24 protein-coding genes are annotated in these 23,344 nt (G+C 47.5%); 11 read left to right on the top strand and 13 right to left on the bottom strand.

The window, feature by feature from the left end; genetic code table 11:
- Positions 1 to 200: 200 nt before the first annotated feature.
- Together RBB45_RS07640 and RBB45_RS07645 are read right to left on the bottom strand one after the other, a co-directional pair.
- Positions 201 to 1,454: an ABC transporter permease gene (locus tag RBB45_RS07640; RefSeq protein ID WP_148950100.1), complete on the bottom strand. Its 1,254-nt coding sequence runs from the start codon at positions 1,452 to 1,454 to the stop codon at positions 201 to 203.
- On the bottom strand, positions 1,447 to 2,346 hold the full coding sequence (locus RBB45_RS07645; RefSeq protein WP_009793930.1) for an ABC transporter ATP-binding protein: 900 nt from the start codon (positions 2,344 to 2,346) through the stop codon (positions 1,447 to 1,449). Before RBB45_RS07645 ends, RBB45_RS07640 begins: the two co-directional genes overlap by 8 nt.
- A gap of 140 nt (positions 2,347 to 2,486) precedes the next feature.
- Here RBB45_RS07645 and RBB45_RS07650 point away from each other — a divergent pair, with 140 nt between their 5' ends.
- Positions 2,487 to 2,672: a YhzD family protein gene (locus tag RBB45_RS07650; protein WP_306009385.1), complete on the top strand. Its 186-nt coding sequence runs from the start codon at positions 2,487 to 2,489 to the stop codon at positions 2,670 to 2,672.
- 157 nt (positions 2,673 to 2,829) lie between these two features.
- On the opposite strand, the gene RBB45_RS07655 is transcribed toward RBB45_RS07650, so the two are convergent.
- The 6 genes from RBB45_RS07655 to RBB45_RS07680 form a co-directional block, all read right to left on the bottom strand.
- Complete coding sequence (locus RBB45_RS07655) at positions 2,830 to 3,621, bottom strand: enoyl-CoA hydratase (RefSeq protein WP_022543562.1); 792 nt, start codon at positions 3,619 to 3,621, stop codon at positions 2,830 to 2,832.
- Positions 3,622 to 3,760: 139 nt separating this feature from the next.
- Positions 3,761 to 5,374 carry a long-chain fatty acid--CoA ligase gene (locus RBB45_RS07660; protein WP_306009434.1) on the bottom strand — a complete coding sequence of 538 codons (1,614 nt, stop codon included), beginning with the start codon at positions 5,372 to 5,374 and terminating at the stop codon, positions 3,761 to 3,763.
- A gap of 172 nt (positions 5,375 to 5,546) precedes the next feature.
- Complete coding sequence (locus tag RBB45_RS07665; RefSeq protein ID WP_306009386.1) at positions 5,547 to 6,932, bottom strand: protoporphyrinogen oxidase; 1,386 nt, start codon at positions 6,930 to 6,932, stop codon at positions 5,547 to 5,549.
- A 283-nt stretch (positions 6,933 to 7,215) separates the two neighbouring features.
- A complete protein-coding gene (locus RBB45_RS07670) occupies positions 7,216 to 8,721 on the bottom strand; it encodes a coproporphyrinogen III oxidase (RefSeq protein ID WP_022543559.1) in 1,506 nt (501 codons plus the stop codon).
- A 158-nt stretch (positions 8,722 to 8,879) separates the two neighbouring features.
- Positions 8,880 to 9,746: a Cof-type HAD-IIB family hydrolase gene (locus RBB45_RS07675; RefSeq protein WP_101550994.1), complete on the bottom strand. Its 867-nt coding sequence runs from the start codon at positions 9,744 to 9,746 to the stop codon at positions 8,880 to 8,882.
- Positions 9,747 to 9,864: 118 nt separating this feature from the next.
- Complete coding sequence (locus RBB45_RS07680) at positions 9,865 to 10,779, bottom strand: TIGR01777 family oxidoreductase (RefSeq protein WP_224949921.1); 915 nt, start codon at positions 10,777 to 10,779, stop codon at positions 9,865 to 9,867.
- A 170-nt stretch (positions 10,780 to 10,949) separates the two neighbouring features.
- Here RBB45_RS07680 and RBB45_RS07685 point away from each other — a divergent pair, with 170 nt between their 5' ends.
- Positions 10,950 to 11,153 carry an alpha/beta-type small acid-soluble spore protein gene (locus tag RBB45_RS07685; RefSeq protein ID WP_009795163.1) on the top strand — a complete coding sequence of 68 codons (204 nt, stop codon included), beginning with the start codon at positions 10,950 to 10,952 and terminating at the stop codon, positions 11,151 to 11,153.
- Positions 11,154 to 11,187: 34 nt separating this feature from the next.
- On the opposite strand, the gene RBB45_RS07690 is transcribed toward RBB45_RS07685, so the two are convergent.
- From RBB45_RS07690 to RBB45_RS07700, 3 genes are all read right to left on the bottom strand, one after another.
- Positions 11,188 to 11,709: a D-glycero-alpha-D-manno-heptose-1,7-bisphosphate 7-phosphatase gene (locus tag RBB45_RS07690; RefSeq protein ID WP_009795162.1), complete on the bottom strand. Its 522-nt coding sequence runs from the start codon at positions 11,707 to 11,709 to the stop codon at positions 11,188 to 11,190.
- 788 nt (positions 11,710 to 12,497) lie between these two features.
- Positions 12,498 to 12,854: a YlbF/YmcA family competence regulator gene (locus RBB45_RS07695; protein WP_009795160.1), complete on the bottom strand. Its 357-nt coding sequence runs from the start codon at positions 12,852 to 12,854 to the stop codon at positions 12,498 to 12,500.
- A gap of 88 nt (positions 12,855 to 12,942) precedes the next feature.
- On the bottom strand, positions 12,943 to 14,079 hold the full coding sequence (locus RBB45_RS07700) for a DUF445 domain-containing protein (protein WP_035403132.1): 1,137 nt from the start codon (positions 14,077 to 14,079) through the stop codon (positions 12,943 to 12,945).
- Between the two features lie 284 nt (positions 14,080 to 14,363).
- Here RBB45_RS07700 and RBB45_RS07705 point away from each other — a divergent pair, with 284 nt between their 5' ends.
- The 6 genes from RBB45_RS07705 to RBB45_RS07730 all read left to right on the top strand — a co-directional run bounded on the left by RBB45_RS07705 (position 14,364) and on the right by RBB45_RS07730 (position 19,881).
- Positions 14,364 to 15,731: a YheC/YheD family endospore coat-associated protein gene (locus RBB45_RS07705; RefSeq protein ID WP_306009387.1), complete on the top strand. Its 1,368-nt coding sequence runs from the start codon at positions 14,364 to 14,366 to the stop codon at positions 15,729 to 15,731.
- 12 nt (positions 15,732 to 15,743) lie between these two features.
- On the top strand, positions 15,744 to 16,847 hold the full coding sequence (locus tag RBB45_RS07710) for a YheC/YheD family endospore coat-associated protein (RefSeq protein WP_101551000.1): 1,104 nt from the start codon (positions 15,744 to 15,746) through the stop codon (positions 16,845 to 16,847).
- Positions 16,825 to 18,192: a YheC/YheD family endospore coat-associated protein gene (locus tag RBB45_RS07715; RefSeq protein WP_253616507.1), complete on the top strand. Its 1,368-nt coding sequence runs from the start codon at positions 16,825 to 16,827 to the stop codon at positions 18,190 to 18,192. Before RBB45_RS07710 ends, RBB45_RS07715 begins: the two co-directional genes overlap by 23 nt.
- Positions 18,189 to 19,307: a YheC/YheD family protein gene (locus RBB45_RS07720; protein WP_306009388.1), complete on the top strand. Its 1,119-nt coding sequence runs from the start codon at positions 18,189 to 18,191 to the stop codon at positions 19,305 to 19,307. Before RBB45_RS07715 ends, RBB45_RS07720 begins: the two co-directional genes overlap by 4 nt.
- A gap of 84 nt (positions 19,308 to 19,391) precedes the next feature.
- Positions 19,392 to 19,607 carry a YheE family protein gene (locus tag RBB45_RS07725; protein ID WP_009795154.1) on the top strand — a complete coding sequence of 72 codons (216 nt, stop codon included), beginning with the start codon at positions 19,392 to 19,394 and terminating at the stop codon, positions 19,605 to 19,607.
- A gap of 70 nt (positions 19,608 to 19,677) precedes the next feature.
- Complete coding sequence (locus tag RBB45_RS07730) at positions 19,678 to 19,881, top strand: hypothetical protein (RefSeq protein WP_094768314.1); 204 nt, start codon at positions 19,678 to 19,680, stop codon at positions 19,879 to 19,881.
- A 40-nt stretch (positions 19,882 to 19,921) separates the two neighbouring features.
- Here RBB45_RS07730 and RBB45_RS07735 read toward each other — a convergent pair whose 3' ends face one another.
- Positions 19,922 to 20,182, bottom strand: coding sequence for a metal-sensitive transcriptional regulator (locus tag RBB45_RS07735; RefSeq protein ID WP_009795152.1), 261 nt, complete (start codon positions 20,180 to 20,182; stop codon positions 19,922 to 19,924).
- A gap of 205 nt (positions 20,183 to 20,387) precedes the next feature.
- On the opposite strand from RBB45_RS07735, the gene RBB45_RS07740 reads away from it, so the two are divergent.
- Together RBB45_RS07740 and RBB45_RS07745 are read left to right on the top strand one after the other, a co-directional pair.
- Positions 20,388 to 21,284: a PucR family transcriptional regulator gene (locus tag RBB45_RS07740; RefSeq protein ID WP_253616506.1), complete on the top strand. Its 897-nt coding sequence runs from the start codon at positions 20,388 to 20,390 to the stop codon at positions 21,282 to 21,284.
- Between the two features lie 121 nt (positions 21,285 to 21,405).
- Complete coding sequence (locus tag RBB45_RS07745) at positions 21,406 to 22,515, top strand: ABC transporter ATP-binding protein (RefSeq protein WP_009795150.1); 1,110 nt, start codon at positions 21,406 to 21,408, stop codon at positions 22,513 to 22,515.
- A 20-nt stretch (positions 22,516 to 22,535) separates the two neighbouring features.
- Here RBB45_RS07745 and RBB45_RS07750 read toward each other — a convergent pair whose 3' ends face one another.
- Complete coding sequence (locus tag RBB45_RS07750; protein WP_009795149.1) at positions 22,536 to 22,793, bottom strand: hypothetical protein; 258 nt, start codon at positions 22,791 to 22,793, stop codon at positions 22,536 to 22,538.
- A gap of 288 nt (positions 22,794 to 23,081) precedes the next feature.
- On the opposite strand from RBB45_RS07750, the gene RBB45_RS07755 reads away from it, so the two are divergent.
- Positions 23,082 to 23,285, top strand: coding sequence for an alpha/beta-type small acid-soluble spore protein (locus RBB45_RS07755; protein ID WP_009795148.1), 204 nt, complete (start codon positions 23,082 to 23,084; stop codon positions 23,283 to 23,285).
- Positions 23,286 to 23,344 lie beyond the last annotated feature (59 nt).

The raw sequence follows: 23,344 nt of genomic DNA on the forward strand, positions 1-23,344 counted from the left end.
TTAAGTATTTAAGCCTGTTGATTGGAGTGCAAGGCACGCAGACTCCTGCGGGAGATAGCGGCAAGGCTGAGACCCCGCAAGAGCTTGCTCTGAGGAGGCTCAGCGTCGCCCCGCGGAAAGCGGAGTGCCTGGAACGCAAATCAACAGCCCCATTTATAGGCGGAAATTATTCATTAAGCTTGCCAGGGCTGATTGACCGCCTATTTATTTTTAGACAGCTGCAAAGCTTTTTTTATATCCTTGAAGGAATTGGACTTTCCGTACATGAGCACTCCGCCCTTGTATACCCTTGCTCCGAATATTGAGAGCAGCAGGATGGACACAACCAGGATCCCAATCCCCGCTATCGGCTCCCAGACCGGCAGGGTGAGCATTCCTACTCTCATGAACATCAGCATCGGGGTAAAGAACGGGATATAGGAGCTGATGGTCACAAATGCTTTTTCCGGCTGTGACAGCCCGATGATCGCGATCATAAAGCCGGCTACAACGAGCATGGTCATCGGCATGATCATCTGCTGGACATCCTCGATCCTGCTGACAAGCGAGCCCAGGAAAGCTGCAAGTGTGGCATACAGGAGATAGCCGAGAATAAAGAACACTACAGCATACATGATAGTGGCTGCCGGAATATCGCCGAATCCGAAGAATTCAAAGAAGCCTCCCTGCATCGACTCAAGGTTCCGCTTGACGAAAAAGTAGCCTACCAGCAGCAGCACCGACAGCTGCGTCAGGCTAAGCAAGGCGATCCCGAGAATTTTGGCGAACATCTGCTTGATGGGTGAAACGCTTGAAATCAGGATTTCCATCACACGCGAAGATTTTTCCGTAGCTACTTCCATCGCAATCATGCTTGAATACATGATGACAGCAAAATAGATGATGAACAGCAGCACATAAACAAGGCCCCTTGCCTGTGTCAGCTCTTCCTCTGTTTTGGCATTCTCCTCCAGCGCGTCCCTTTGGAACTGGACAGGCTCATAGAGACTGGCAAGCTCTGCCTCAGAAAGATTGATTTTTGAGGCTGCGATCCCGGTCTTTACCTGCTGAAGGACTCCCTCCAACTCACCTGATACCGATGTATCCGCCAGGCTGAGGGATTTGTATTCGGCAGCAGGAAGCTCTTCGGAATCGGCTGAGAGAGTAAGCAGCCCTGCATAATCGCCATCCTTCACTTTTGCCTCGCCATCGTCTGCCGAACCGCTGAACTCTTCAAGCTTCAGGGTGCTGCCTGCTGTATTCAGCTGCTGCTGGAGAGGATTCAGGAGATTGCCTGTTTCATCGATTACAGCCACCTTTACCTCATCATCTCCACTGTCGAACGTTTCAATGATCTGCTGCATATTTGTAAGGCCGATGATCAGCAGCAGCGTGACAATCGTTGTAATAATGAATGATTTCGTCTTCAGTTTGCTCCAGTATGTGTGGAATAGGATAATCCAGAAATTATTCATAAGAAGCACCCACCTTTTCTATGAAAATATCGTTCAGCGAAGGCTCCTCAAGAACAAACTTCCTGACAAATCCCCTGCCGGCAATTTCTTTTAAAATTGCCTCCGCAGCCTTTTCCCCTTCAATCTGCAGATGCACGCCCTCCGCAGTCTGCTTTACCTTTTCCACTCCAGGGAATCCGCTTAAGAAATCCAGTTTGAAGTCCGCATGGATCACAAGGTTCTTCCGCCCGAACGCCCTTTTAATTTCCTTAAGTGCTCCGTGGACAACAGGGCGTCCCTTATGCATGATGCATAAATGCTCGCACATTTCCTCCACATGCTCCATCCGGTGGCTGGAAAACACAATGGTCGTGCCTTTCTCCTTTAGTTCAAGCACAGCGCTTTTCAATAGCTCGACATTTACCGGATCCAATCCGCTGAAAGGCTCATCAAGGATTAATAGCTTGGGTTTATGTATAACGCTGGCAATAAACTGGATCTTCTGCTGATTCCCCTTGGAAAGTTCCTCCACCTTTTTGTTTGCGTATTCCGGCACCTTGAACCTATTAAGCCAATAGTCCAGCTCTTTCAGAATATCCGGCTTCTTCATCCCTCTCAGCCTTGCCAGGTATACAACCTGATCCCTGACCTTCAGCTTCGGATAAAGGCCGCGCTCTTCCGGGAGATAGCCTATGATTGGGCTTGTCGAGTAATCAATTGTGTTCCCGTCCCAGGAAATGCGCCCGCTTGTCGGCTCCAGCAGGCCGAGCACCATCCGGAATGTTGTTGTTTTACCTGCACCATTTGCCCCCAGAAATCCGAACATTTCCTTTTCCGGGATGGTCAGGGACAGATCATCCACCGCCGTGAACTTTCCAAATCTTTTTGTCACATGTTCAAGCTCAAGTACCATCGTAACTCCTCCTTCTCTATACCTTATACGATTCAGCCTTAAAAAAGGTTCAAAATACAGGAAAAATCTCTTTGCAGAAAAACAGAAATTATGCAAGAATAATAGTAACTATCAGAATTTTTAATAAAAGGAGAAGACATATGAAAACCTATAAACTCACAGCCTTCGAAAATGATGGAGAAAAAATCCTTGATGAAAGCTTCCAGGCCGGCAGCGACGACGAAGCGAAAGAAATCGGCGGAAACCTCCTAAACGAAAAAGGACTCAGCAGCAAAACCCACCGCTGCACCTCCCCGCTTGGGAAACTGTTATTATTTCATCCATAGGAAGCGGAAGGTACTTGACCAGGTTAAGGAACCCAGGCTAAAGGCGCCTGCGGCACATCAAAACAATAAGAGCCGGACGAAAGGAGCATCCCCTTTTGTCCGGCTCTTATTTTTAGGAACCTGAACAGTTTTATTAATTCCAGAATCAGACTGCAGCTTATTTTCCTTTAAATACCGGCTTTCTTTTTTCTATGAAAGCTTTAATGCCTTCCTGATGATCTTCTGTGCTGCGCATTTTGTATTGTCCATGTTTTTCAAGCTCAAGCATTTTAAGAAGCTGCGGCCGATTTTTTTCTGCGAGGATCTTTTTGGTCTTGATCATGGCAGACACGGGCTTTGAAAGCCAATTTTCAATTTTTGCGTTAAGGGCTTCTTCAATATTGCCAACAGCAATTTCATGGATGAGGCCATTCTGAAAGGCCTCTTCGGCCGGCATTGCTTTTCCTTCCCAGATCAGATGCTTTGCTTTATCCTCACCAAGCTTGCGCTCAAGGAAGAAATGCGAGCCTCCATCAGGAATCAGCCCGATGCCGATAAAGTTCATGGCAAGCTTGCTTGATTTGTCGGCCAATATATAGTCTGTAGCCAGCGCCAGGCTGAATCCAAGCCCGGCGGCTGCCCCAGTCACAGAGCTGATTGTCAGCTTCGGCATGGTATAGAGTGTGATGACAAGATCGCTGATGCAGTCCATCACTGTGTAGAAATCGCTTTCATTTGTGGACGAAAGCATCGTTTTAATATCGCCGCCGGAGGAAAAGGCTCTTCCGCTTCCTTTAAGCACGACGATGTCGACATTTTCATCTGTACTGATCTGCTTCAGGTTTGCAGCCAGTCCTCTGATCATTTCCTCATCCAGTGCGTTCAGGGATTCCGGCCTGTTCATCTCAACCACTGCCACCCTGTTTTTGATGGATACCTTCACAGTTTCTGTATTGCATTCTATTGCCATATCCGCAGCCTCCTTGGTCATAGTTATCTCTATTATAAAGATAGGCGGAACCATTATAAAGTTTTTATCGAATAATTTGAAATATTGTCATATTTAGCCGTAAGAAAAGGCAGAGGTGGTTCACTCTGCCTTGCTTCCTCTAATTTGCGGCCAGCTGCTGCTGGACTTGATCCCGCAGGGCCATTTTAAGGAATTTTCCTACAGACGTTTTCGGGATTTCCTCCATGAATAAGATTTCATCAGGCAGCCACCATTTTGCAAACTGAGGCTGAAGGAAATCATAGAGCTCCTGTTTATCCAAACCTTTATGGCTGTCTTTCAGCACCACACAGGCCACAGGCCGTTCCTGCCATTGTTCATGCGGGACTGCTACAACAGCCGCTTCAAAAACGGCTTCGTGTGCCATCAAAGCATTTTCAAGATCAACCGAGCTGATCCATTCACCGCCGCTTTTGATCAGGTCCTTTGTCCTGTCGACGATCTTCATAAAGCCTTCTTCATCAAGGGTGACCACGTCCCCTGTATAAAGCCAGCCATCCTTGAAGGCTTCGTCAGTCCGGTCATCTTTATAATATTCCGAGGCAATCCACGGTCCGCGGATCGCAAGCTCCCCCATTTCCTTGCCGTCCCATTTGACCTCACCGTCTTTTCCGACTGCCTTCATTTCCAGGCCTGGCACAAGGATTCCCTGCTTCGCTTTGATATCGAGCTTTTCTTCAACAGACAATTCCTCCTGATAGCTTTTTAAGGTCGAAATGACTACTAGCGGGCTTGTTTCTGTCATCCCATATGCATGCATGAACGGAATCTTATGCTTTTGCTCAAATGCTTTAATCATCCCTTTCGGCGCTGCAGACCCTCCGCAAAGGATAGATCTGAGGCTTGACATGTCATATTCATTCTCATCAAGCTCCTTCAGCAGTCCAAGCCAGATGGTCGGCACACCGGCTGTGATGGTTACTTTTTCACTTTGTACCAGTTCTGCCAAAAGCTTTGGCGTAAAATATGGTCCAGGCATAACAAGCGAGGTTCCGAACCACACGGCCGCGAACGGAAGTCCCCATGCATTGACATGGAACATCGGCACAACAGGCATGGCAATATCCTTCTCGCTTACTGCTGCACTGTCTGCCATCCCTAATGCCATGCTGTGCAGGACAATGCCCCTGTGGGAATAGATGACCCCTTTCGGATTACCGGTCGTTGCAGAGGTATAGCACATTCCGGCCGGGCTGTTCTCATCAAGGTCATCAGGATACTCATAATCGCTTCTGCCTGTTTCAAGAAACTCTTCGTAATGATAAACCGGGGAAAGCGTGGTTTCCGGCAGCTGCCCTTCATCCCCCATGATGATATAGGCCTTCACCGTAGACAGCTCCTGCTGGCATTTCTCGATGAGGGGGACAATATCAGGATCTATCAATAATACTTTGTCTTCTGCATGATTGATAATATAGGAAATATGCTGTGGGGAGAGTCTGATATTGATGGTATGCAGCACAGCGCCGCTGCAGGGAATAGCAAAATAGGCCTCTAGATGCCGGTGGTGGTTCCAGGCAAGGGTACCGACCTTATCGCCCCTTTCCACCCCGATTGATTCAAGGGCTGCTGCCAGCTTCTTTGTCCTTTCGGCGATTTGCCTGTAAGTGAAACGGTGAAAGCCTGAGCCTGTTCTAGATACTACTTCTTTCTTCGAAAAATACTTTTCTGCTCTTTTAATCATTTGCGTCATCGTTAAAGGCGTCTGCATCATCAATATAATCTACCTCCCCATAGTAAACGCTTACATAATTATTTAAAGCTTATGATTCCTTCTGCCTATAACATTCTCTATACTTCCTGAATCTCCTTTATTTTATCAGAAATTTCTGTCATCTAACACTAAAATTCAGGCGGCCTCCTTATGGAAAGCCGCCTCTCTCTTACTATATTTTTTCCGCAATCATTTCAGCGGTTTTCTGGCCGTTGGCGATGCAGGCAGCAATGCCTACACCATAATAAGAACAGCCGGCGATTAGGACATTAGGATAATGTTCTGTCAGGCTGTCAGTGAGCGATTCCACAGCTTCCCCATGCTTGAGCGAATAGTTCGGCATTAGATTATTCCAGCGTGTCACTTCCACCATGGCAGGCTGTGCAGAAATACCGAGGCTCTTTTTCACATCATTCAATGCTTCTTTTACAAACCCGTCCCTGTCCAGCCCGTTCAGGTATGCATAATTTGGATTGGAGCTTTTGTAGAAAAGCCGGAGCAGAAGCTGGTGCCTCTCTGAAGTGTGACTCCACTTTCGGCTCGTCCATGTGCAGGCATTGCACTTAAGATCGCTTCCTTCAGAAACAATGAAGCCTGTGCCATCTGCGGGCAGCTCGCTGTCAGGGATATCGAAACCAAGATAGATGCTTGTGAGAGAAGAGTTCTTCAGCTCGGCAAATGCAGGATCCAAGCGGTCATCCCGAAGCAGCTTTTCGGCTGCATCATGGGGAGTGCTCAGGATCACATAGTCTGCGGTAATGCTTTCCCTGTTGGAAAAAGCAATCGTGTATTGCCCGCCATGTTTCTCTATTTTTTCGACCGCCGCCCCTTTAAGAATTTCAGCTTCTGTCAATGCTTCCTCCAGCCTGTCGATGAGGGCAGATAGTCCGCCTTTAAAGGAAATGAACTTCTTGCTGCCGGAGGATTGAAACTTCTTTTTATTTTCGGACAGCCCGCGGATAATGCTGCCGTATTTATTTTTATATTCAAGCAGGTAAGGAAGCGTCGTGGCCATCGTCAGCTCGTTCAGCTTCCCTGAATAGACGCCTGACAGAACAGGAGAAACCTGGTATTCGACCAGCTCCCTGCCCAGAAAGCTTTCAAGGAAAAGGCCGATTGAGCTGTCCTTTGTGAATTCCTTATTTTTGCTGACAAGGTCCTTCAGGGCACGCACTTTTCCTTTAAAGGAAATCAGCGGGCTGCTGAATAATGACTGCACACTTGTCGGGATGCCGAAAACAGTGTCTTCGGGGATTTTCACCAGCCGGTTTTTCGAATATAGATAGGATGTGCCGGTTGCATTGTAGACCACTTCTTCATGCAGCTTCAGCTCGTCCAGCAACCGGAGGATGCTTTCATTTCGGGCAACAACCGAATCCGCCCCTGTTTCCATGATATATTCGCCTCTTTTTACAGTCGCAATCTTGCCTCCCAGTTCCCCGCCTTTTTCTGCGAGTATCAGGTTAAGCGGCAGGTTCTTTTCCCGCTTCAGCTTTTGCAGATAATACATGGCAGAAAGCCCGGTGATGCCTCCGCCGATTACCACTGCTGTCTTCATTATATTCACTCCTCAAACGGATCGATGATCTGGCGCCATATGCTTATTTTACTATAATTCAAATCAAGAATAAGCCTTGCCCAGGCTTGCTTTGTGTATAGATTGTGTCAATTGGAACGGCGCTTGGCGCAGCCAATAAAAAACGACTCTCAGAAGAGAATCGCCTTTTTCCATTATATGCTTTCCCTCTCTTTTTCACAAATATGCCGCAAGTTCAAAGGCATATAATCCAGGAGAACAAACAAATGACAGGAGCCGGGGCACCTGCCATTCAGTGTCCAGCTCAGGCTTGCTCCCTGCTGAACAAATCTTCAAGAATCTTGATTTTCTCTTCGGTATAATGCTTAAAGCTGTCATTATAGGATTTTGGATCCTTTGGATTAGCGAGCTGGGAGATCGTGCCTGTCACAGGGTGCACAAATTTGCTTGATGCCCCGCAGCCAAGACCGATGATCGTCTGCTGCTCTTCCATGATCATGATATTATAAAGGCTTTCCTGATTTTTCAGGGCATAGCCGACATTTTCAAGATTGCCAAGGATGTTTTTCTGACGGTACAGATAATACGGCGCATAGTCATGCTTTTCTGTCCATTCTTCTGCAAGATCCATCATCCGCACGATTTCATCTCTGTCTGCTACTTTATACCGCTGTTTATTCCGGGTCATTTCAGACGCCCTTTTAAATGAAAGCGTATGGACCGTCAAGGACTCCGGCATCAGCTTTTCTGTTTCATCCAGTGTGTGCTGGAACTCAGGGACTTCTTCGCCTGGAAGGCCGATGATCAGGTCCATATTGATATTGTTCATGCCCATGCCGCGGGCCAGGTGGAACTTATCAATCGTCTCTTCTACGGTATGATGGCGGCCGATCGCTTTAAGCGTTTCCTGGATGTAAGACTGAGGATTGATGCTGATACGGTCGATGTTCCACTTTTTCAGAACCTCAAGCTTTTCAGGGGTAATCGTATCCGGTCGGCCTGCTTCCACCGTGATTTCCCTGATATCTTTTACATCCGGGAAGGATTCGTACATTTCCTCATAAAGCATATCCATTTCCTCGGCAGTAATGCTTGTTGGTGTTCCTCCGCCGTAGTATACGGTCGTAATCTTGATCCCGTTTTCCTTCAGCCATTTGCCGACCTCGCGCATTTCATAATGGAGCCCGCCCAGGAAAGAATCGACAGAGCCCTGGCGGCCATTGATCGCATATGCCGGGAACGTGCAATATGCACATTTCGTTGGGCAGAAAGGAATGCCGATATAGATGCTTACTTCCTTCTTCAGCTCATATAAGTCAGGGATGACGGCCAGCTGGCGGTCCACGATCTTCTGCATCAGCTCGATCTTTTCATCGGTGATCAGATACTCCTCTTTCAGCTGGCGATGGGCTTCCGCCAGAGGTGTCCCCTTCTGGACATGGCGGTGCAGGAGCTTGGTGGGCCGTACACCTGTGAGAATTCCCCACTTCTGTGTGATGCCGGTATAATCCTGGAGCACCATCAAATACACGCGGGAAACAGCCTTGATCAGCTGTCTGAAATACTCTTTTTCCGTACTCCATCCCTCAAGCTCTTTCTCATAGGAAGCTTCTTCGCTATTTCCGCTTCGGTCACTCAGGACGGCCCGTACTTTCACCATTTCATCAACTTCCACTTTAAACGCAATATGGAGGTCCTCATCCCCAACCGGCTTCCTGCTCACTTCACATTCTTCGAAAAAGAGGTTTGCTATATTGCCCATTGGGCGGTCAAATCTCTCATGATCCAGCCCTTCTATATAAATACGCACATTCATCACCTTTTTTTTTGTGTACTAAAAGAATCTCAACATAAAAACAAAAACCTCCCATAAGTGTACAAAAAGGGGGAGGGGAGGTCAACAGGTTCAAATAGTGACAGGCACCTATACCAGCAGCCTTCACTGGTATAGGTGCCTGTCACCCTCTTTCATTTCAGCAGATTCATTTTTTTGAGGAATTCGATAGGGTGCTGTTTGCGGAAGTGTTCTTTTACCATATAGGCGACCCCGTTTTCATTATTGGATCTGGTCAGCCAGTCGGCCGCAAGCTTCAATTCTGCCGGGGCATTGCCCATGGCAACGCCGAGGCCTGCTGCCTTTACCATGTCCACATCGTCGATTCCGTCGCCGATGACGACCATTTCGCTTAAGTCCACCCCAAGCTGGTTGCCGATATGGAGCAGGCCGCTCAGCTTGGAAATCCCTGCAGGGACGATATCGAGCCTCTGGTCGCTCAGCCTGACGGTGTCAGCCTCAGAATACATATTTGAGATTGCCTTTTGAGCGTCTTCAAGATCCTTCTTGGATTCAAAGAACACCTCGATTTTCGGAACCGAAGCCGGATCATCAAGAAGGATATCACTGACCGATTCAACAAACTGCTGTGAATAAAAGATGGGATCCCCGGCCGTGAATACGGTTTTCGCAAGTATATTATGGTTGAGCTTTGTTTTATTCGCGAGTGAGAACTGCTCATGCAGCAGCCTGATCTGGCAAGGGAATCCTTCAAGCAGCCTGACAATCTCATACGTAATCGTTTCCGGCAGTTTTTTTGAAAAGATCGGCATTTTGACAGTATTGCCGATGAATGCACCCCTGTGCGTTACCAGATAAGAATTGATCTTCAGTGCTTTTGCCACTTTTTTTGCAGAAGGAAAACTTCTTGACGTAACGAGCGTGACATAAATTCCTTTCTGCTGTACATAATCAATCGCTTCCCTTGTTGATCTGTGCAGTTTCCCATTGGACTGAAGCAGCGTGCCCTCTATGTTTAAAGCAAGAAGCTTATATATCATCCCATTGCCCCCTATTCTCGATGTAATTCTGTCCTTATTCACTTTTATGAAAAGGAGAGCAGGAATAGAACAGGGCCAGGGAAAGAAATGTCCAGCCCCTCAAAGCGGGATTCCTTGGTTAAACCAGGTCTCGGAGTGCTTTTTCCAGATCGGTATATTGAAAGGCAAATCCCTTGTCCAGCAGCCGTTTCGGCACACAATTCCTTCCGGTCAGGGCGAGTTCAGGCTCTGCCCGCATAAAGAGATAGGCGCCGGCCTTTACGAAAGGAGACGGAGCAGGGGGCGACCAGCCTTTGTTCAGAACCTTGCGGAGAGTTTGCATGAACTCTTTATTTCTCACTGGATGCGGCCCTGTGGCATTATACACTCCGCTGTACTCCGGGTCTTCGATCGCATTTAGAAACATAGAGTTCAAATCGTCTATATGAAGCCAGCTGATATACTGCCTCCCGGAGCCGATCGTGCCTCCAAGTCCCATCCGGGCAAGCTTTACCAATGGTTCCAGTGCGCCTCCATCCCTGCCAAGCGCAAACCCGATCCTCAAGAGAACCTGCCTTGTATGGGGAAGCCTGTCCCCCGAGAAAAACTCACCTTCCCAAAGCTTGCACACTTCCGGCGAAAAACCATCAGCAAGAGGCGACTCTTCATCACATACTTCCTCGGTATCCCCAAAAATGGCCAGTGAACCCGCCTGCACGAACACCGGCGGAGGCTGTTCTGCTTTCAATACAGCTTCCTTCAGCACTCTCACAGAATCAAGCCTGGACTCAATGATCTCCCGTTTATTTTTTTCAGTATAAATGCAGTTGACGCTCTTTCCGGTAAAATTAACAACTGCACAGCTTCCGTCAATCCGGTCCACCCAGCGTGCATCCATATTTTTCCCATCCCAGCGGATAAATTCCGCCCCGTCCTTAAAGCCTTCTTTTCCCCTGGAAAGAACGGTGACTTCATAGCCGCGCCCAAGCAGAAAATTAGTCAGGCTTTCCCCAAGAAAACCGCTTCCCCCGGCCAGGATTACTCTTTTAGACATAATGGCAGCTCCTCCCTAAATCCACAAATATCAGTTAAGAAAAGTATAGCAGGAAACACCCCGCCCTTTAAAGCCATTAATTACCAGTCACCTCTATGAATAATTGCTTTGCAAGAACTTAAACTATAAATGTTCCAAACAATAAAATTACACCAAGGAGATGACTCAACATGGCAAGAAGCAATAATTCCAATCAATTACTTGTACCAGGTTTTGAAGCAGCTGTTCAGCAAATGAAACAGGAAATCGCGTCTGAGTTCGGAGTAAACCTTGGAGCAGAAACAACTTCAAGAGCAAACGGCTCTGTCGGCGGAGAAATCACCAAGCGTCTTGTGCAGATGGCTGAACAGCAGCTTGGCGGCACAAGAAGATAAAATGTAAAAAGCCGCTTGCCCCTAAGCGGCTTTTCTACTGCATTTCAAGAATCGGCTTTGCTGCCTCCCATAAAGTATCTGCCTGGATATCTGCTTTGGTCGGGCCAGGACCGATGAAAGCCGTTTTGCACCCGGCCTTGATCCCTGCTTCGATATCACGCTCATGGTCTCCCACCATATAGCTTTCTGACAGATTGATATCATATCTTTCCGCCAGCTCCAGTATCATCCCCGCATTCGGCTTCCGGCACTCACAGCCTGCCTTTGGTTTATGCGGGCAATAAGCGACTTCTGTAATATGGCCGCCCTTTTCCCTGACAAGCTTCTGGAGCCGTTCATGGACTCTATGGAGATCTTTTTCCTTCATGAATCCCAGCCCGACGCCGCCCTGGTTGGTCACACCGAATACTTCATAGCCTGCTTCATTGAATAAAGCCACCGCCTCGGCAGCCCCCTCGAGCAAATACAGCTGCTCCGGTTTGTTGACAAACTTAACCCGGTGGGAAAGAACCTCATTCAATACACCATCCCTGTCCAGGAAAATAGCCTTCTTCATCTTGTCATCCCTCCTATCGTTTTCCTCTATTTATAATGTATCCGATGCTGAGGGAGATATAAACGCCGCTCGCCGGTAAAATTTAATTGTTGAAAAACAGATTCCAAAGTGCTGATATTGATATGATGAGCATGAGCAAAATCCCTTTGCGCTGATCGGACTGGTATTTATTATATCCTTCATGGAAAAAATCAGCAGACAAAGAAGAAATGCCATCAGAAGTGAACATTTCTATGTGATACTGAACAGGACCCCCGGCTGGAGGTCCTGTTTTTGTGTTTGCAGAAGGAATTCGGGCGTTTATTTGCGGGTTTTTTGGTTGATGTGCAGCCTTACGTGTTCATTCGCAGCTTCATTTTGGGTTTATTAGCAAGTTTTTCATTTTATTAGCAACTTCCAGCTTTTATTAGCAAGTTTTTCATTTTATTAGCAACTTTTCCAGTATATTAGCAACTTTCAGCTTTTATTAGCAACTCTTCAAAAACCGGTCCGCTGCTCTTATTTGCGGCTTTTCCGGTTTATTTGCGACTTTCCGATTTTATTTGCGAGTTTCTCAACATATTTGCGACTCAGCCAAACGCCACGTCCTGTCGCCACGTCCGCATGACCCCCAACCTGGGGGGCCTCAAGACGATCCTGCCGAAAAGGCGTTTTTTGCCTTCTTAGCGGGATTGGCTTGTGACCTCGAGGGGGTAGGCGCAGCTGCTAGACAGTTATCAGAAATTGAAAAGATAGACTTTCTTATCTATTGAAAAAGGAGCGCCATGGGCGCCCCTTTGAATATCAGCCTAGTTGTTTTCCATTGAGCCGTAAAGCTCTTCCAAAGGCTTCATGATGATTTGGTTAAGTTCAGTGATGGCCATGCTCATGCGCTGTTCTGCTTCCATCAGTTTAGAAATGGTTTCATGCTGCTGCACGAGTGCTACCGTTTTTTGGGCCTGCTCCACTTCTTCCTGAGAGATTTCCTGGCCGGACATCTGTTTCTGCTGAAGCTCCATTTGGATGTTGCGGAAGTTTTCGAACATGGTTCTTGCAGATTCATCAGAATTGACTTCATCATAAATTTTTTTCAAATTCGTATATTCATCGCTCTGACGAATTGCTTTCTCAAGTTCATACGCTGAATCGTGTAAGTTTACTGCCATTTTGCCTAACAACTCCTTTTCGGTTTGAACAATCCACTCCACTATAACAAACTATAAATCAGAATGCGAGGAAGCCACTTTATAGTCCTCAGATGAATAAAACCAGGAAGCCCTGCAGGAGACCGATTATTCCGCCAAGGAGCGCCCCAAGGTAAGTGATCATCTTCAGCTCTCTCCGGCTGATGGACAGCACCATCTCCTCCAGCCTTTCCACAGAGAAGCTTTCGACCTGCTGCTTGATGATGTCTGCAAGGTGCAGCCTTTCCATAATGATGTCCATCCTGTTTGAAAGCCACTCTCCGGCCATGCCTACCAATCCCGGCACAGCTTTCTCGACAAGCGTCTCTGTGAAAGGCTCTGCCAGCTTGCTGAGCGGGGTATCCATCAGATCATCTGCTTTGATGATTTTGCGCACATACAGCTTGATCGATTTTATGATATTTTTCCGTTCGAACTGTTCTTCGATTCTTGCCGCTTCCCAGTCAAGCACCTTCATCCATTCTTTTTGAAGAAGGGCTGCAATCATATCCTTTGTGCCTTCACTTCTTAGGAACTTAATGATTTCAGGCTGGATTTTGTCAGCAAGATTGACATTGCCCATAACCATTTGAAGCATATTTCCAAGCACCCCGCTCCGTCCCTTGACAAAATCATCAACAAGACGCTGGATTCTCATTTTTCCTTCAATGCTTGAAAAATAATCTTCACCCTTCTGTGCTATATAGTCACTGATAACAGGGATGCGGGATTCCGCCTTGGCTAGGAGCTCAGGGGCCAATACCTCTTTTATGGGCTTATGGCGGTATTTATCCATCAGCGTTTCGTATTTCTTTTCAATGAAAGCATCAAGCTGCTCTTCTGCCTTCGCTTTGCCATCTTCAAAACCGAGCTTGCCAAGGAGCTCAGCAGGCGTTTTCTCTGTATTCAAAAGACGGGCAATTTCCTTCTTCGCCAGATTTTCAGCTTCTTTCTGGAAATCGCCATTAACGAATTTCCTCTTGATGCTCTCTGGCGTCAGCAAGTGGTTTACAACTATTTTGCCCATCTGCTCTGCGAGTTCGCTTCTGCGTTTGGGAATCAATCCAGGGGTAAAGGGGATTTGGCGTTTACCAAGATACAGCGGCTTGTAGGGCCTAAAAAGCATCATGATGGCAAGTGAATTGGTAAGTCCTCCTATCACAGCCCCTATGACGACCATCAATAATATCGTTAATCCAGTTTGCATAAGTTTGTATTCAACTGCCTTCCTTCACGTTTTAAGATGTATTGAAAATGGCCGCAATAATCACATCTCTGCCCATTTTACATATGATAGCCTATCAGCAGCCGCCTAAAACAACATTCATCATACCATAAACCAGCCCGCCATTCCCGAATCAGAAATCCAAAAACAGGCCTACTCCTTATAATAGGCTAATTCCCCGGTTTTTTACAAATCCGAAGCGGGCGGGATGCCTGCGGGAATGTTGGATGCCGGCGCTTTTAAAATTTTATAAATGGGGAATTTCCATGTCTTTGTCTTTTCTTACTATTACGTTTGTTCCTGGGAAAATGTTTCAGGATAAAGACGTGATTAAAGTCAGCCATTCCCTTTATCATTACTGGAGCCTTGATGCGGACCGGGATCTAACTTTAAAAATAGGCAAAAAGGAACGCCTGGTTGCAATAGAGCCTGCTTCCATTCCAAAAGATGAGATTCATATGGATTCAGGGCTGTTCAGTTATTTTCAGCTTGCGGAAGAAGACATCCGCCTGATTGTCCAGTATGCCGGAGGGGACAGACGGCTTGCCGCCGGCCCCATCATCGGCCTGATGACAGAGCCCAGTGAAGACCATGAAGAAGTCAGCTTCCGGTCTGTCCATTCCTTTTGCGGAGAACTGCAGGCTGGAATAGAGGAATTTGGCGGCATATTTTATGTGTTTCATATAAAAGACTTTCGAGAAAGCGGCCTTTCCGGCTATTGCTGGCGGGATGGCCGCTGGGTGAAGGAGCAGGTCCCCTTCCCCACAGTGATTTATAATCGAATCCATTCCCGGAAGCTTGAGTCCGGCAAGTATTTCGGGAATTTTAAATATAAATTGCAGGAGCTGGGCATCCCGATGTTCAATGACTGCTTTCTTTCAAAAGATCTGGTCTATGATATCCTCGCCGGGGAGGAGCATATGAAGCCATATCTCCCCGAGACCCGCCTGCTTGGCGCCCGGACACTGGAAAATATGCTCAGCCGCTATCATGAAGTTTTTATCAAGCCGGTGAACGGGAGCCAGGGCAGAAACATTGTCCGGCTCTCCCTGGCTGAGAATAAGCTATCTGCATCGTTCTCTTCTGCCGGCGCGAAAGATGCAGGAAAATCCTTTCCAGACTGTGCTGCTTTCTTCAAATGGTTTGAACCCCAGCTCAGGACGAGGGTGTATCTGGTCCAGGAACCGATCCAGCTGGCGAGCCTGAATGGGAGGCAGCTGGATTTTCGTGTTTTATGCCATAAAGGCCCGCAGAACAGCTGGCGTGCCACTTCTGCGGTTGCAAGGATTTCCGCTGAGCAGCAATTCGTCAGCAATATTGCCCGGGGCGGAGAAACAATGAAACCGGTCAAAGCCCTTACCCTTATAGCAGACAAGGCCACTGCCGTTCAGCAGGCAGCATTAATGAAGGAATTAGCTGTTGAAGCGGCAGGGATCATCAGTAATGCTTCAGAAGGGATTGTAGGGGAGCTTGGCATGGATCTTGGCATTGACCGGCAAGGAAAGCTTTGGATCATTGAAGCCAATTCCAAGCCCTCCAAGAATTTCGAGGAAGCCGACCAAAGAATCAGGCCTTCAGCCAAGGCACTTATAGAATATTTTATTTGGCTGTCCTTTCAGGCAGCCAAAAGCTGAGGAGGAAAAAAGATGCGCTCATTGGGATTCATGTCCCTTCGCTCAACAAGCGAAAAAGCTTATGCAACCGAAATTGCCAAAAGGGCCCGGAGCTGCGGGATCGAATGCTTCCGTTTTATCCCCTCAGCGATCGATCCGAGAACAGAGCTCATTTCTGGCGAAAAATACGACCCTGATAAAGAAGACTGGGAAACAGCATCTTTTCCCCTGCCGGATGTGCTGTATGACCGGTGCTTTTACGGAAATGATCCGCATTCCCGGCAATGCCGTTCAATCGTCCATTACTTAAAAAACCGCAGTGATATCCTGTTTCTTGGCCACGGGCTGCCCAATAAATTGGAACTGTACAAAATCCTTGCCCAGTCGACGCTGGCCCCATATATCCCCAAAAGCATACATGCCCAGTCCGCCGGCCAGGTCCTTCAGCCATCATCCCTGGTCAGCCCAATGATCTTAAAGCCTGCCAATGGTTCGCAGGGAGCGGGCATTTATTATCTTGAGATGCAGAAGGATGGCCTTCTCGTCAAAACCGATACACCAGAAAAGCAGATTTCCCGCCTATTCGCTGATCAGAAGAAGGCTGCCGTGTGGCTTGGACAGCTTCTGTCCGGAAACAGCTATCTGCTTCAGCCCTATCTGCCGCTCTCAAACGAGGACAATCAGCCGTTTGATATCAGGATCCTTCTGCAGAAAAATGAAGCTGGAAAGTGGCGTGAAATGGGCAGGGGTGTAAGGGTCGGGAGGGAAAATGGAATCATCTCCAATTTGAGTGCAGGATCAGCAGTCTCCTCTTTTGAGACATGGCTGGAAAACAGCAGCGTCAGTTCAAGCCGCTTTCTGCGCGCAGAATTGAGCGAGATATCCAAAGCGCTGCCTGAAATCCTTGAGCATGCTCTCCCTCCCCTTTTTGAAATTGGTTTGGATATTGGAATCGCCAGGGATGGGGCCATCTGGATCCTCGATGTCAATTCCAAGCCGGGCCGGAAGGTCATCCTCGAAACAGATCCAGATAAAAAAGAAGCCCTGTACAGAGCCCCGCTTTTATATGGAAAGCTTTTAACATCTGCCGGGCAGGCTGAGAGGAGGAAAAACAGTGAGAAAACAGTATCCCATTGAAATCAAGGAAGGAAGAGAGAATACAGTCTGGTGCCCGCGTGAGGTGATTGAACAACAGTCCCTTGAAAAAATTGCCTTCGGCGCCTGCACAGAGGAGGCAGCATTTCTCCCGACTCCCGGCGATAAATATATTGTAAGCATCAGCAGCGATCTCGCAGCCAAATTGAAGCTGCCCGATCTCGGCATCCCGCTGCATTTATTTTCAGAAGGAGAGACACTTTTCATTGGACCGCTGGTCGGCATATTCACATCAGGGTTCACCCCCTTTCCGCTCAGGCCGATCGGAGAAAGGACAATATTTTTTTCCAAGCTCCTTTCCGTCAATAAAGCCGTCGGCGCATTGCCGTTCTTATTTGGCGAGCAGCATATCGACTGGGATGCAGGCACAATCAAAGGCCATATCTATCATAAAGAAGGATGGGCAACTGTTGAGCTTCCTTTCCCAAATGTCGTGTATGACCGGCTGCCCAACAGGAAATCCGAAAGGCTGGCAGAACTGAAGCGAATCAAAGACCGGCTGCAAAAGGACTACCTGATCCCCTGGTATAACCCCGGCTTTTTCAATAAGCTTGACGTATTCGAGCGGCTTCAGCAGGAGGAAGCGGCAGTTCCCTATCTGCCGGAAACCCATGCCTTCTCTTCCTTTTCTGTGATTGAACGGATGCTGGGCGACTATGGCCATGTCTATATCAAACCGGCAAACGGAAGCCTTGGCCTCGGGATCCGCCAGGTGATCTATGACCGGGAGGAAGGCTTTTATTATTGCCGTTACCGGGACAATGAAGACGTAAACAGGCTGAGAAAATTCCATACCCTGGAATCGCTCATGCACCATGTTTTCCGGCGCAGCAATCTGAACAGCATGATTGTCCAGCAGGGCATCCATCTGCTTCGGCATGAGCAGCGCTCGATCGATTTCCGTGTCCATACAAATAAAGATGAAAGCGGAGAGTGGAAGGTAACAGCCATTGCCGCAAAAGTGGCGGGTCTTGGCAGTGTAACGACACATGTCAAAAACGGCGGGGAAATTAAAACCCTTTCTGAGGTCTGCACAAGCCGCATGATGGAGCAGGAGTTTACAGAAAAGCTGTCAAAGGCTGCTCTGGGACTCAGCAGGGTGCTTGAGACGCAGCTTGAAGGAATTATTGCCGAAATCGGCTTTGATCTCGGAATTGACCGAAAAGGGAATGTGTGGCTGTTTGAAGCCAACTCCAAGCCGGGCAGGAGTATCTTCAAGCATCCGGAGCTGAAGGAATTTGATTATTTAACAAGAAAAATGTCCCTTGATTTTGCCGTGTTTTTAACAGAACAGGCGATATCCCGCCCTGAGGAAATCTTTAAATGACAGCCCCGTTAAGCCAGGAACTTAAACGGTGGCTAAGCTCCCCTGAAGGAGGAGAAAGAACCGCCTTCCAGCTGAAGAGGCCGGAATCAGGCGGGCCCATTGCCGGGATCCTTGCCAGCAGAAAATCGGAAAGCACACTGGCAGGCAACAGCCGGCTATTCAAGGACATACAAAGAGAGATGCTGTCACGCGGCGGCATCTCAGTTGTATTTGCACCGGAAGATATATCAGGTGATGGAGCCGAAGGAATCGTCTACCTGCCTGGCCAGGATGCATGGTCCCTTGTGTCTGCCCCCCTTCCTGATATCATCTACAACCGCATCCCTTTCAGAAAAAGTGAACAGACCAAGAGCTTCCGCAAAGCTGCTGCCTTTTTCCAGGCTAAGAAGATCCCTTTCTTTAATCCATGTTTTCTAGAAAAATTCCAATGCTATTCAAAATTAAAACAAGAACCTGGATTAACAGGCTTTTTGCCGGATACCATCCTTATTGGCAGCGGCCGGGAGCTGGAGTCATTCCTTATGAAGCATAATGATATTTATATTAAGCCAAACAGCAGCTTTAAGGGAAAGGGGATTATAAGAGCCGGAATGGATCATGACGGAATGGTCCTGGCGAAGGACTTGAACGGACAGACCCGGCATTCTGACTTCGGACATTTTTGGGAAGATTGGAGATCTGTCTTTGAGGAACAGGCATTTATTGCACAAGAGGCCGTTTATGCTGCCACAGCGGACGGGCAGCGGAATGATTTCCGGATACTCGCACATGGCCAGGCAGGCAAGTATGAGGTGACAGGCATAGGCATCCGGCAGGCTGCAGTGGAAGATATAACGACTCATATCCCCAATGGTGGCAGGCTGATCCCTTATAATGATTACCGCACACCAGCACATGATGAATTCATTAAGAAGGCAGTCCAATTGGCTGGTAACTCCCTGTCCCGCGAAATGGGATGGTTCGGGGAATTCTCCATGGACGCAGGCTATGACGGCAATGGACGCTATGTTATTTATGAGATCAATTCCAAGCCGATGAAGTTTGATGAAGAGAATATTGAAGCTGAAAGGATCAGAAGGCTTGCTGACATACTATTTGATAAGGCGGTCTATTGAAACGGGCATCCTGGCAGGTGCCCTTTACTTTTTCGTTGGGGTATGGACAGAAAACGATTACAATGGAGAAAGAGGAGGAATGATATGCTAACACATTTTCAATATCAGCCGCTTTATGAAAACAACCAGATGCCCGGCTGGCGTATTTCCTTTTATTTTAAAAATAAAAAGTACAACGGCATTTACAACCCCGACGGCAGCATTGAATGGACGGGCGCCGCTCCCCCTTCAGACGAGGAGGACCGCCTTAAATCGGGCATCCATGAATTGATGCTCTTTCATGTGTATGACAGCCGCTGAGGAAGAATCCTGTGCATAATCAGCTCTCTTGATGGAAAAGTAATAATACTTAGCCATGGAGGTCTGTACCATGAAAAAAAATGATCCAGAATCAAAGAAATCTGCGCCTGATGCTCTTTTTGAAGGCAGGGAGGATACATACCAGGATGTTGAGCGCATGATAGGCGAAGGGCTCTCAGGGGGATCTGTACATGAAGGCAGAAGCTCCGCCAATATTGAAGAGGCACGTCCCCTGGTACGCGAGGAGCCGCCGGCAAGGACCACATCCAAATAAGGCAAAAAAACCGCAGACCTTTTGTCTGCGGTTTTTTTGATTATCTGCTTTTTACAATCATATTGACTGCTTCCTGGATGGCTTCTTCTGCATTTCTGCCCTCTTCATTGGCTTCTCTTATGCAGCTTTCTAGATTTTTGGCGACAATATACCCCATCGCCCGGTCAACGGCGGATCTTACGGCAGAAAGCTGGGTCACCACATCTTTGCAGTGCTTCTCTTCCTCCATCATCCGGATGACTCCGCGGACCTGACCCTCCAGGCGCTTCAGGCGATTCTTCATTTCCTGTGAATATTCCATCTATTTTTCACCCCTTAATTGCGGACAAACTGATTAATGCTATATTACCATATGCAGCGGCAGACTGATGGCTGCTGATGCCTTATTCCTGCTATAATTAAGAGAGCTGGATATCAGCAGAAATCTTTAACACAGCCACCAAAATAAAGGTTTGAGTAAAATATTATCTCTTTTGACGAATAAAAGAAAGTATGGAGAATGATCTATGTTTACTAAATTGCATGCTTTATACCGGAATTCCAGGCTTCAGCAGGAAGAACCAGACTTTTTCTTTTTTCATGATTTTTATTGGTTCACAGACAATGATGAAACTCAATGGTTCGGAGTGCCTGCAAAAGATATCTCCGAAGAAGAATTAAGGCTCCTCCGCACTCTTTTTCATTCTGCACGCCTTCCCGGCAGGCTGGATCAGCACTCAAAAGGATGGCATGACTGGCTGTTCCGCAGCGGCCCCCTGCCCGAGGCTGAACCGGCGCGCTGCAGAATCGCCCAAATCGAATTGAGCGGCAGCGAGTTTGAGCAGGAAGATGCCGAAACGGCGCTGCGGGCCTTTTTGTCAGAGGATATTATTCTCCTGTGGGAAAAGAAAACCCGCTGCTATCTTGTTATTCCGGAAGGCAACGATGTTGGCGAAGACGAATTCCGATCCATCATCCAGGCGTTCGAGACCGATTTTTACGTAAAAATGTATGTATACCTGGGCAAGTTTTTTCCCGCAGGCGATCAACTGCGGGGCGGCTTTGAAGAGGAGAAGGATTTCTTCGGCAGAGCCCTCAGGCTGATGCCCCATGAAAGAGTCCTAACCTTTGAAAAGGCATTCCCGTCCTGCCTGGTTGCTGAAATGAAGCCAAGCCTCCGCGGGAGCCTTGACACCCAGCTTCTTGGACCGGCTGCAGAGGATTCGGAACTGCTGGCCACAATCAAAGCTTTTCTTGAGAACGGATCCAACGCAACCCTGTCGGCAAAAAAACTGTACATCCACAGAAATACCCTGCAATACAGATTGGATAAATTCTCGGAAAAAACAGGAGTAAACCTGAAGGATTTCAATAATGCTGTAACCGTTTACCTTGCCTGTCTGCTCAAGGATCAGCAGCATTAAGACCGGACTGTACAATGTGACTAAAAAGCCTGCCCATCTTTTGTGCACACCTCCCAATGCTGATTTCTGAAATTTCCTTTATTATTAGAAGCAGAAGGAAAACAACCGGGGAGGAATTAGGATGGCAGAATTAAAACTGGATAATATATATAAAATTTATGATAACAAAGTGACAGCAGTGGATAACTTCAATCTTCATATCCAGGACAAGGAATTCATCGTTTTTGTCGGCCCTTCAGGCTGCGGTAAATCGACAACACTGCGAATGATTGCAGGACTTGAAGAAATTTCACAGGGGGATTTCTCAATTGACGGCAAACGCGTCAATGATGTGCCTCCAAAAGACCGCGATATCGCGATGGTTTTCCAGAACTATGCCCTTTACCCGCATATGACGGTTTATGATAATATGGCTTTTGGACTGAAGCTCCGCAAATTTCCAAAAGATGAAATTGCCCGCCGTGTAAACGAAGCTGCCAAGATCCTTGGACTTGAGCCTTATCTGGACCGTAAGCCAAAAGCTTTGTCCGGCGGTCAGCGCCAGCGTGTTGCACTTGGCCGCGCCATCGTCCGCGATGCCAAAGTCTTCCTGATGGATGAGCCGCTTTCCAACCTGGATGCCAAGCTCCGCGTACAGATGCGTGCGGAAATTGCCAAGCTTCACCAGCGCCTGCAGACAACAACGATTTATGTAACACATGACCAGACCGAAGCCATGACAATGGCTACACGCCTTGTGGTCATGAAAGACGGAGTCATCCAGCAGGTTGGAGCTCCAAAAGAAGTTTACGAAAAACCTGAAAATGTATTTGTCGGCGGATTTATCGGATCTCCTGCCATGAACTTCTTCAACGGCAAGCTCCAGGATGGAAAGCTGGTCCTCGGTGATACATCTGTAGCCGTTCCGGAAGGAAAAATGAAAGTTCTCCGCGACCAGGGATATGTCGGCAAAGACATCATTTTCGGAATCCGTCCTGAGGATATCCACGATGAGCCTGTATTCATCGATGCTTCCCAGGGATCCAAAATCTCTGCCAAAATCGATGTATCCGAGCTTACTGGTGCAGAAACCATGATTTACTCCAGCATCAATGGCCAGGACTTTGTCGCCCGTGTTGATTCACGGACAGACATCATGCCTGGACAGCAGGTGGACCTGGCGTTCGACATGAACAAAGCCCACTTCTTCGATGCTGAAACAGAAGACCGCATCCGCTCAAAGAATGAATAATAGAAAAAAACTCCGTCTAATCAGACGGAGTTTTCTTTTTCTTTCACAAATGCCACCTCATCGTCTCCGCAGTGCGGACATGAAAGCAGATGGGGGCATTCTTTATTTTTATAATCATCAGGATACCCATCCTCGAGTTTCAACTGGTCAGCTGGCATATAGGCGCTGTAATCATCATAAAAATCCATGATTTTCCCGCTGTCTTCCATTCCGTTACCGCATTTCGGGCAGCTTTTGCTGATATTTTCAAGCCCGTTGCATGCCGGGCATACTGACATGGCTGCTCCTCCTTCCTATTCCATCAGTCTAATATCATTAGTCTGCATCCTTTTCCGCTATGTATGTAGAATAGCCTTTTCAGAGTCATAAGAAACCATTCAAAAAAGGAAATAATTGCATCATTTCCTGCCGAATAAACAGGCAGGAATCAACCATAATAGAGAGTACAAACAGCAAACAGCCGGCAGGCACAGCTTCCCTTCCCACTGCGGACTATGCATGGTGCTCCGTTTGGTTCAAGTCCAAAATAGTCCAACCAAAAAATTATTCGAAGGAGAGTGCTCATCATGGCAAACAACAATTCTTCAAACCAGCTTTTAGTACCAGGCGTATCACAAGCTCTAGACCAAATGAAATACGAAATCGCTAACGAATTCGGAGTAAACCTTGGTGCAGAAACAACTGCCCGCGCTAACGGATCTGTTGGTGGAGAAATCACTAAGCGTCTTGTTCAAATGGCTGAACAGCAGCTTGGCGGATCTCAATTTTAATCTAAGCTAAAACAATTGAATAGATAATGGCTGAAAGGACACCAAACTTATGGTGTCCT

Source organism: Bacillus sp. MMSF_3328, assembly GCF_030733525.1.
Taxonomy (GTDB): domain Bacteria; phylum Bacillota; class Bacilli; order Bacillales; family Cytobacillaceae; genus Bacillus_AB; species Bacillus_AB infantis.